The organism is Dyadobacter sp., from assembly GCF_039919315.1.
Classification (GTDB): Bacteria; Bacteroidota; Bacteroidia; order Cytophagales; family Spirosomataceae; genus Dyadobacter.
On record NZ_JBDSFX010000047.1, the window covers coordinates 151,645 to 161,177 of the forward strand.

Below are 9,533 nucleotides of genomic sequence, written 5' to 3' on the forward strand. Positions count from 1 at the left end.
TTTGAAGTAAACTGATTGATATTTATGAAGATAATAAAGCTATCTTTTTTGATGCTTCTTGCTTTAACGGCAACTGCGCAAAAGCAGGTGACGACCGATCAGCCGAAAGTCACGGACGTTTGGCTGGTTTTCAAAACCCATTTCGACCTCGGTTTTACCGACCTGCCTGAAAATGTTTTTGCCAGATATCGGGGTGAAATGATGGATAATGCATTAAAGATCATCGACGAGAATGCGAAACTTCCAGCGGAAAAACATTTTTCATGGACTGTGCCCGGCTGGCCGCTCAGCGCGCAGATCCTGGGGCCATTACAAACGCCCGAGCGAAAATTAAGAATCGAAAAAGCGATCAGGGAAGGAGCGATTGCCCCACATGCATTTCCATTGACGACTCACACGGAGTCTCTGGACTATGAGGATCTTGTTCGTGGATTGGGTTTTTCTTCAAGCATTGCCCGTAAATACGGGATACCGATGCCTATCAGCGCAAAAATGACCGATGTTCCAAGTCATTCGTGGGTGTTGCCGACCTTGCTAAACCATGCGGGTATCAAGTTTCTTCAACTAGGCTGCAACCCGGCGAGCCAATATCCCCGCGTTCCACCATTGTTTTGGTGGGAAGGCGCCGACGGTTCGAAGATACTTTGCCAATATACTTCCTTATATGGTTCTGAAATAAAGCCCCCGGCAAACTGGCCGAGCCGGAATTATCTGGGTATGATCATGACCAATGATAATGAGGGGCCGCCTACTCAAAAGCACCTCAATGAATTGCTGGCAAAGACGGCCACAGACCTACCCGGAGTGAGGGTACATTTAGGAACATTGGATGATTTTGCAAAAGCAGTACTCGCGGAAAATCCGCAATTGCCTGTTGTGAAGGGAGATATGCCTGATACCTGGATTCAGGGTATACTTGCAAATCCAAGGGAAACTAAGGTTGCAAGGCAAGTTCGGCCTTTGGAATCCGCCCTGGAAGAATTGAATATGCAGATGAAAATCTGGCAATTACCGGTCAAATCTATTTCGGCACAATTGGCAAAAGCTTATGAGCAAAGTCTTTTGTATGCAGAGCATACCTGGGGAATGAATGCAGAATACGGCCCTCGTTACAGCTACGGCGATGACTGGAAAAAATGGATGGCCTCTGCGGAATCTGAGCCTCTTCCTGCGAATGGCGATTACACCAAACTGCCGAACAGTTCAGCCAAACATACGGAGGTGGGAAGCAAACGGAAATGGCTGAAGTCTTATGACGAGAAGCGCCAGTACATTCTTAATACTGAGAAGATTGTCGTGCCTGAACTGACAAATCACCTTAACCTGCTTGCAAAATCGGTTAATATCGATGGCAAAAGGGTGGTCGTATATAACCCGCTGCCATGGGCCCGCTCGGGAATGGTTGAAGTGCCTTGGGAAAAAGGCAGATACTTTTACGTGAAGGACGTGCCCGCTTCGGGTTTTGCTTCTTTTTCAGAAAAGGAAATTGGCAATCCGAAGTCATCCACGGATTCACTGCCATCATTTGACACGCCTAATTTTAAAGTAGTTTTTGACTTGAAAAAAGGAGGTATTTCTTCGCTTGTTGAAAAAAATAATGGTAAAGAGCTGATTGACAAAGCATCTGGTTATGTGGCCGGGCAGTTTTTGCATGAACGGTTCAGTAGCAATGAAGTGGATATCTGGTTCAACAAGTACAGTCGCATTAAAGAAGGCTGGGGCCTGAATGATCTAGGGAAACCCGGTATGGCTCCTGCCACGCAGGTGCCTTATCAGGCATTTACACCGGATGACTGGCAGATGAATGTCGAGCATACCGAAGCCGCCGACATTGCCACATTGACCTCAAAAAATACAAATGGTCTGGCAAAACAATATACCATTGTCTATACATTCCCCCGTCAGGCCGCATATGTTGACATCGAATGGTTCGTAGACTCGAAAACAGCTGGCAAACACCCGGAAGGCGGCTGGCTCTGTTTCCCGTTTGCAGTAAAAGACCCGACTTTCACAGTTGGGAGGCTTGGAGGCGCGATTGATCCCGCAAAAGATATCATTTCAGGGACTAATCGGTATTTAATGGCCGTCAATTCAGGCGTTTCTGTCACGGCAGCGGATAAATCAGGTGTGGCATTGTCGCCGGTGGACTCTCCGCTGATCAGTTTGGGGGAACCGGGTTTGTGGAAGTTTGACATGGAGCACACCCCTAAAAAAGCAACCGTATTCGTCAATATTTATAACAATATGTGGAATACGAATTTCCCGTTGTGGCAGGACGGCTCATGGAGTGAAAAAGTCAGGATCTGGGGAGTTGGGGAAAATGCTGAAACGAACAAAAACCTTGTCGGGAATGCCTGGGAGGCGCGTTTGCCATTGCTAACAGGGGTTGCTGATGGTACGGCCGGACAACTTTCCAGGAGAAAAACCGGGTTGTCGACTTCGAGAGGTGGCGCATTGGTGACGGCATTTGGTGAAAATCCGGATGGTGCAGGAATAATTTTCCGGTTATGGGAACAAGCAGGCGTATCAGGGAACATGACCGTTTCTCTGCCGGAAAAGTCAAAATTTACCAAGGCAACACCTGTAAATCTTCGGGGAGAATTGACTGGAACCGTGATCGCAGTTTCAAACGACAAGTTCAGCTTTTTTCTGGGGGCCAACATGCCAGCAAGTTTTGTGCTGGAATGACTGACGCATTTGTTCGCCTGGCTTGTGTATAAAGTTTCGGAACGTAGCCAAATTTGCTATTTTTGTTTTTGTCCACCTGGTTTTCGTAGTTATGAAATTTAGTATAGATCATAAAAGTCCGGTTCCCTTGCACATTCAGGCAGAAAATCTGCTGCGCACTATGATCAGCGATCCGGAACATTTGAATGGTAAATTTTTACCCAATGAAGTAGAGTTAGCAAAGCAGTTGGCCATATCCAGATCAACCCTGCGGCAGGCATTGAATAAGCTGGTTTATGAAGGGCTGCTCATCCGTAAAAAGGGGATCGGTACAAAAGTGGCTGAGTCGGTAATTAGCTCTAAATCAAAGAACTGGTTAAGTTTTACTCAGGAAATGAATGCGAGAGGGATCATTGTCAAAAATTTTGAATTACACGTAACCTGGGTGTCACCGGAAGAGAAGATTGCTAATTTTTTTGATATCACCCCCGACAAAAAGATCTTGAAATTGGAGCGGCTCAGAGGCAAAGGAGAGGGGCCATTTGTGTATTTTATCTCTTATTTTCATCCGAGGGTGGGTTTAACCGGGGAAGAAGACTTCAAGCGACCGCTGTATGATATTCTTGAAAAGGACCATATGGTAGTGGCCACTCTTTCCAAGGAAGAAGTTAGCGCAATCGCTGCCGATAAGTTCACTGCGGCTAAATTGGAAGTGGAACCCGGGAGCCCGTTGCTTTTCAGGAAGCGGTTTGTATTCGACCAGGGGGAAAGGCCAATCGAGTACAACCTTGGTTATTACCGGGCCGACAGCTTTGTATACACCGTTGAAAGTGTAAGGGAATAGTACCAGCGTTTCTTGACAGTCGTCCATCATTTTGGCTAGCCGCCCGTTTGTAATGGGCGGTTTTATTTTGGTCAATTTTAGAAATAGTTTAACTCATATCATCCATATTTTTTACACTGAGCATTTTATCAAGCTAAGCAATATAGTACCATAAATTATCAATATAGCATAGATTTGTAGGACTAATTGTTAATAAATTTGTATAATTTCTTTGATAGGTCAATTTGAATGAGGAATACTGGTATTCCTTTTTTTGTTCATGCTTTCATTTTGGAGTCAAATTGCACCTGGAAAACCGCGTTTTGTGTTACCTGAGGTTTACTAGCAATAGTCATATTATATCCGCGAATTATTATTTTGAATATTACTTGCTACTTCGGTAATATGTTTATATGTTTGTACATAATAAAAGATTTTAATATCTAAGCATTTGGTGAGTAAAAGAGCTTATGCCTTGGCGTAGCTCGCCGGTTTGCTTGCTTTACCCATCAGTCGTTGGTAGAAGCATGCAATTTTAATGTAACAAGCATAATCACGGTGCATTCAAGCGGGCAGTTAAAATGCGACAGCCTGTTTTAAAAAATTAACGTATATTATTTACCGGTATGTATGTATCCCGGTAGAGGAATGCCTTTGCGATCCATTAGCTGATCTGGTGCCAAACACCAGACGGTGATTGATTTATCATAATAATACAGCAGGGATGCATCTTCAATGAATGTGGCCCCCTTCATCAGCAGTTTCGAGCGTCTTTGTAGTGAATAACCTGTGATACCCGCGGATAAACCCGGGATGAATTTTAAAAACTAATAATTGCTTTTATGAGACCAAAACTACTTACAGACAATGGACGCAGGTCGTCGTCCACCTTTTTGGGGATTGCGCTGGTGGGTCTTCTGACTCCAACATTGTGGGCGAACGGTGATCCGCTGAACCGAGCACCGGGAGTCATTGTCCATGCCGAACACAGAACGGTAACTTTGGCCGATAGGGCCGTTAGCGGGACTGTTGGAGATGAAAGCGGTTCCGGGATACCAGGTGTGAATGTGCTAGAGAAAGGGACTAATAATGGTGTTGCTTCGGACAAGGACGGTAAATATTCAATTAATGTAAGGGATGAGAACAGTGTCCTTGTTTTTTCTTTTATTGGTTATGTAACGAAAGAAGTCAAGGTGGGCGCAGGCTCGACGGTTGATGTTAAAATGGAAGTGTCGTCCCAGGAACTGAACGATGTGGTCGTGGTAGGGTATGGTACCCAGAAACGTTCAGAACTGACCAATGCGGTTGTGCAGACGACGGGTGCAGAGATCAAAAAATCCAGTGCGGCATCTCTGTCCAATTCGCTCGCGGGTCGGATGGCGGGGGTATACGTCACACAAAGGAGTGCTGCTCCGGGCTTTGATGATGCGCAGATCCTGGTGAGGGGTGCAAGTACTTATCGTAATACCTCAGCCCTGATTGTAATTGACGGGGTTGCCAACGCAGACCCGGATGGGTTGAACCGTTTGGATCCTAACGACATTGAATCTATTTCAGTTTTGAAAGATGCTTCCGCAGCCATTTATGGCGCGCAGTCGGCAGGAGGGGTAATCCTGGTTACCACCAAGAGAGGTGTAACTGGCAAACCTGCGTTTGATTTTTCTACGACGCAATCGTGGCAGTCTCCAACTATGAAAGTGAAGTCAGCCGACGCATTTCAATATATGAAGGTATTGAATGACCGGAGAGCACTCGAGGGAACACCTCCCGACTTTCCTGATGCATTGGTAGAGTCATTTAAAAACGGAACAAGAAGGCCTGAAAACTGGTGGAATGCATTGATTGGGCCACCGGTGAAGCAGACGAGATACTCTTTGACAATGCGCGGCGGTACTGACCGGGTAAGATATTTTGTCTCTCTGGGGACTGCTACACAAGGGGGTATTCTTCGTGGCGACAACAAATCGAAGCTGAGGCAGTATAATGTAAGAAGTAATATTGACGTGACGGTAACGAAAGACCTGGAAGTAGGCCTCGACTTATCGATCCGGGAGAAAGCGACACAGACTCCTCAGGGCGGACCTGGCGGGGAAGTAGGCTCGCTGGCGAGTACGAGCCCTTTGCAGGAAGCATATATCGGTGGCGACTACCGTTATCCGGGTGAGGGATGGTCACATTTAAATCCTGCGGCGCGCGTTCTTAGTCCTGGTTACCGCAAGTATAAAGCAGATGTTGCCAGTGGAACGCTCCGGTTCAAGTACAACATGTCTTTTGTACCGGGGTTAGCGTTGGATGGCTATTTGTCTCTGGTCAAAACCATCGGATATGACAAACAATTTAACTATGTATGGCCATACTATGAGAAAGCTCCGGATGGCTCGATCGTAAAGAAACAATCCAGGTCTGTAGAAGATATTGGTTTGCGGGAAGACTTCAGACAAAGTTTGCGCAACACAGGAAACGTGAAACTCTCGTATAACAGGACGATTGCTCGGGATCATAAAGTTTCTGCATTCGTAGCTTACGAGCAGATGAGCTATGACGACAACACTTTCTGGGCTCAGCGTCTTGGTTACGACTCTCCATTGATCGATCAGCTTTTTGCCGGAAATACAAACCGCTTGAACTGGAACAACAGTGGTACCGCTACGGAATCGGCCCGTCAGAATTTCTTCGGACGTTTGAGCTATGATTTCAAACAAAAATACCTTTTTGGTTTCAGTGCCCGGTATGACGGTTCGCCGATCTTTCCGAAAGACAAGCGTTTTGGATTTTTCCCACAGGTTTCTGCGGGATGGGTAATCAGTAACGAGGCGTTTATTCCGAAAAATGTAGTCAGTAATTTGAAACTGAGGGCTTCCTGGGGACGTTTGGGGAATGATCGTGTTAACCCTTTCCAATACATTGCCGCCTACGGATATGATGCGGGCTGGGTAGTGAATGGAGTGGATGCGCGTGGTATCGCGGTGAAATCGACCCCTAACCCTAATATTACATGGGAAGTGAGCGAAAAGACCGATCTTGGTTTGGAAGCGGCGTTTTTAAATAACCGCTTAACCTTCGAATTAGATCTTTTCCAGAACAAAACCTCGAACATCCTGGGCAGAAGACAGGCATCGATCCCTAGCTATACCGGGTTGCTGCTACCGGATGAAAACATAGGTAAAATGAACAGCCAAGGCATTGAGCTTCAGGCAGGATACAGACATAATTTTTCAGACCTGACCCTGCGGATCAACGGAAATGTTTCTTATAACAAAAACAAGATCATTTATTTCGACGAAACACCACAGGCAGAAGAGTATCAGAAACTGGAGGGCCAGCCATTCGGATCCAGACTGGTATACAAATCCATCGGCATTTACCGAACTCAGGCCGATCTCGACAATAGTGTTAAATATCCGGGAGCATCACTGGGAGGCTTGATTTTCGCCGATTTGAACGGAGACAAGATTATCGATAGTAACGATCGTTACATGTTCAATACCACCAATAATACCGATGATGCAGGTATCACTACTATTTTCCCAAGTACGCAGTACGGATTGAGTATCGGGATGAACTACAAGAATTTTGACCTGGCCATGTTGCTGCAAGGACAGAGTGGTGCGAAGATGCGTCTGAGCACTGGATTCAATTCTGGTGCTGGTGGTAATGGATTGGAATATGTAGCCCTCAATAGCTATTCAAAAGAGAATGTGAACTCGGAACTTCCAATGATCGCCCCAACCGGCGTAGCGAATTCGGAAAGTGATTTCTATTTCCATACAGCCACCTGGATGCGTATGAAAAACGTCCAGTTGGGTTATACGCTTCCCAAAGCCCTGCTTTCAAAAGCAAAGATTGCTGCATTGCGAGTTTATGTTTCCGGCGACAATACATTTATGCTATTCAATTCACTTAAAAAGTATGGCAACGGTGACCCGGAATTCCTGAGCGGAAACGGCGGGGCTTATCCTAACATGAAAACGCTGAGCTTCGGTGTCAATCTTACTTTCTAATCAGAGACAACCTATGAAATATTTAATCAAAAATAGATTAGTAAAACGGGCGCTGACGATATCATTTTTTGGTATTATGGTTACTGCGACCTCGTGTAATGTTTTGGATAAAAAGCCACTGGATGCCATATCCGATGAGGCGGTATTTAATGATCCGGTTTTTTTACAGAACTACGTTTATAATGTTTATAATGGTATCAAACCACCTTGGGCACCAGGAACCGGTGGGTACGATGCGCTGACCGACATTGCGGTGAACCAGCCTGAGACCCATGAGCGGTCAGCTGGGATCCGCAATTACCTCGAAGGCAACCTCACGGCCGACAACGTGTCGGATCTGGTGGCTATTGTGAACGGACTGCCTGCGGCTACACCGCTTTGGGATTACGAATATGGCTTTATCAGGAAAGCCAATGTATTCTTCGAAAACATCGAAAGCTCAACCATAGCTACCGACAAGCTTGATCCGATGAAGGGCGAAGTGCATTTCCTTCGGGCGTGGATGTATTTTGAGCTGATGCGTTCATATGGAGGAGTGCCTATCATCAAAAATAGCTTCCAGTTAAATTCCGAAAGCTTTGATGTTCCCCGGAATACATTTGATGAATGCGCGCAGTTTGTATTGAGCGAAGCAGATCTGGCCGCCGGTTTTTTAACTGGTGTACCAGTCAACACGGGTAAAATCAGCAAAGCGGCGGCATTAGCATTCAAAGCGCGGGTGCTGTTGTACCTGGCCAGCCCGCTGAATAATCCGAGCAACGATATGGCGAAATGGAAAGCTGCTGAAACGGCGACCAAAGCAGTATTTGACTTAGGATTTACTTTGCACCCGGAGTATGCTGAACTTTTCAAAAAGCCTTTGAAGACAAACGAAACGATCTTTGGTAAATCGTTCACGCCTGCAACAAGGATACCAGGCTGGGGTTATAACTACGACTTCTGGCCAAGTGGGTTCGATGCCCAGCAGCGACTTGTTCCTACACAAACTTTTGTGAACATGTTCCAATTGACAAATGGCGAGTATCCGTATGCCGCGGATGGCGTTACTGTCAATGCCGCGTCGGGTTATGATCCTCAGAAACCGGAGAAAAACAGAGATCCAAGGTTTTATGATTCGGTGATTTATCCGGGTGCAGGCCCGTTGAACATCATCGACGGTTCGAAAAGTACCCAGCGACTTTACGAGTATTGGGAGGATGCCAACCCGAATCCGGACAATGCGGCGCCTTATATCAATCCTAATAAGGTTGACCCAAAAAATGGCCAGAACCTTTTTGATTTCGGCCGTGATTCCAAAACCTACTGGGTTAAAGGATTGACCCCATTCCACTGGAGAGTGCAAACTGGCTACACATTTAAAAAAGGCGATGACTTCGCCGGACCTCGTGCTAGTTTTGATAATGACTATAACCAGGTAGTTGTATTCATGAGATTGACAGAGTTTTACCTGAATTATGCTGAGATCCAGATGGCACTCGGCAACGAGGTAGTGGCCAGGGAATACATCAACAAGGTGAGAAAGCGGTCGTCAGTGAATATGCCTGATATCAAAAGTACCGGTGCAGCGCTGGTGAGGGATTACAGAAACGAAAGAGCAATCGAACTGCATTTGGAAGATTCACGATTCTTCGACCTGATGCGCTGGAAAGCTGCACCGGGCAATGTAGATATAGCTGTCAGGGGGCTTACCAAAGTTACTATGGATTGGTCAGTCGCCAAGCCGGGAGATGCCCTGGGCAAGCTGACGTATACGTACGGCGTGATCCCTGAGGCTGAGGTGAGAAAACCGTGGAAAGGCGATCATTACTATCTGTTCCCGATACCAAATACGGAGATCAGAAAAAGTAACGGTGCCCTGAAACAGAACCCGGGTTACTGACAACCCATTGTTTAAAGATTAAGTTAGGTTAGGTAAATTAACGTGAGTTCGGGATAAGAAATTTAATCATTTTTTATAAAAACAGGGAAAATATTGGTATATTTAAGTATCTGACATTCAAATATTTAACCAATAAATTCCCGTGTTTTCAAAGGATAAAGTT

4 protein-coding genes are annotated in these 9,533 nt (G+C 45.8%); all 4 read left to right on the forward strand.

Going from position 1 to position 9,533, the window contains the following annotated elements; translation table 11 throughout:
* Nucleotides 1–24: 24 nt before the first annotated feature.
* The 4 genes from ABIO93_RS13130 to ABIO93_RS13145 all read left to right on the forward strand — a co-directional run bounded on the left by ABIO93_RS13130 (nucleotide 25) and on the right by ABIO93_RS13145 (nucleotide 9,370).
* A complete protein-coding gene (locus ABIO93_RS13130; protein ID WP_348068291.1) occupies nucleotides 25–2,688 on the forward strand; it encodes a hypothetical protein in 2,664 nt (887 codons plus the stop codon).
* A gap of 91 nt (nucleotides 2,689–2,779) precedes the next feature.
* Nucleotides 2,780–3,511, forward strand: coding sequence for a GntR family transcriptional regulator (locus ABIO93_RS13135; protein WP_348068293.1), 732 nt, complete (start codon nucleotides 2,780–2,782; stop codon nucleotides 3,509–3,511).
* An 821-nt stretch (nucleotides 3,512–4,332) separates the two neighbouring features.
* Nucleotides 4,333–7,491: a TonB-dependent receptor gene (locus ABIO93_RS13140; protein ID WP_348068295.1), complete on the forward strand. Its 3,159-nt coding sequence runs from the start codon at nucleotides 4,333–4,335 to the stop codon at nucleotides 7,489–7,491.
* Nucleotides 7,492–7,504: 13 nt separating this feature from the next.
* Complete coding sequence (locus ABIO93_RS13145) at nucleotides 7,505–9,370, forward strand: RagB/SusD family nutrient uptake outer membrane protein (RefSeq protein ID WP_348068297.1); 1,866 nt, start codon at nucleotides 7,505–7,507, stop codon at nucleotides 9,368–9,370.
* Nucleotides 9,371–9,533: the final 163 nt, after the last annotated feature.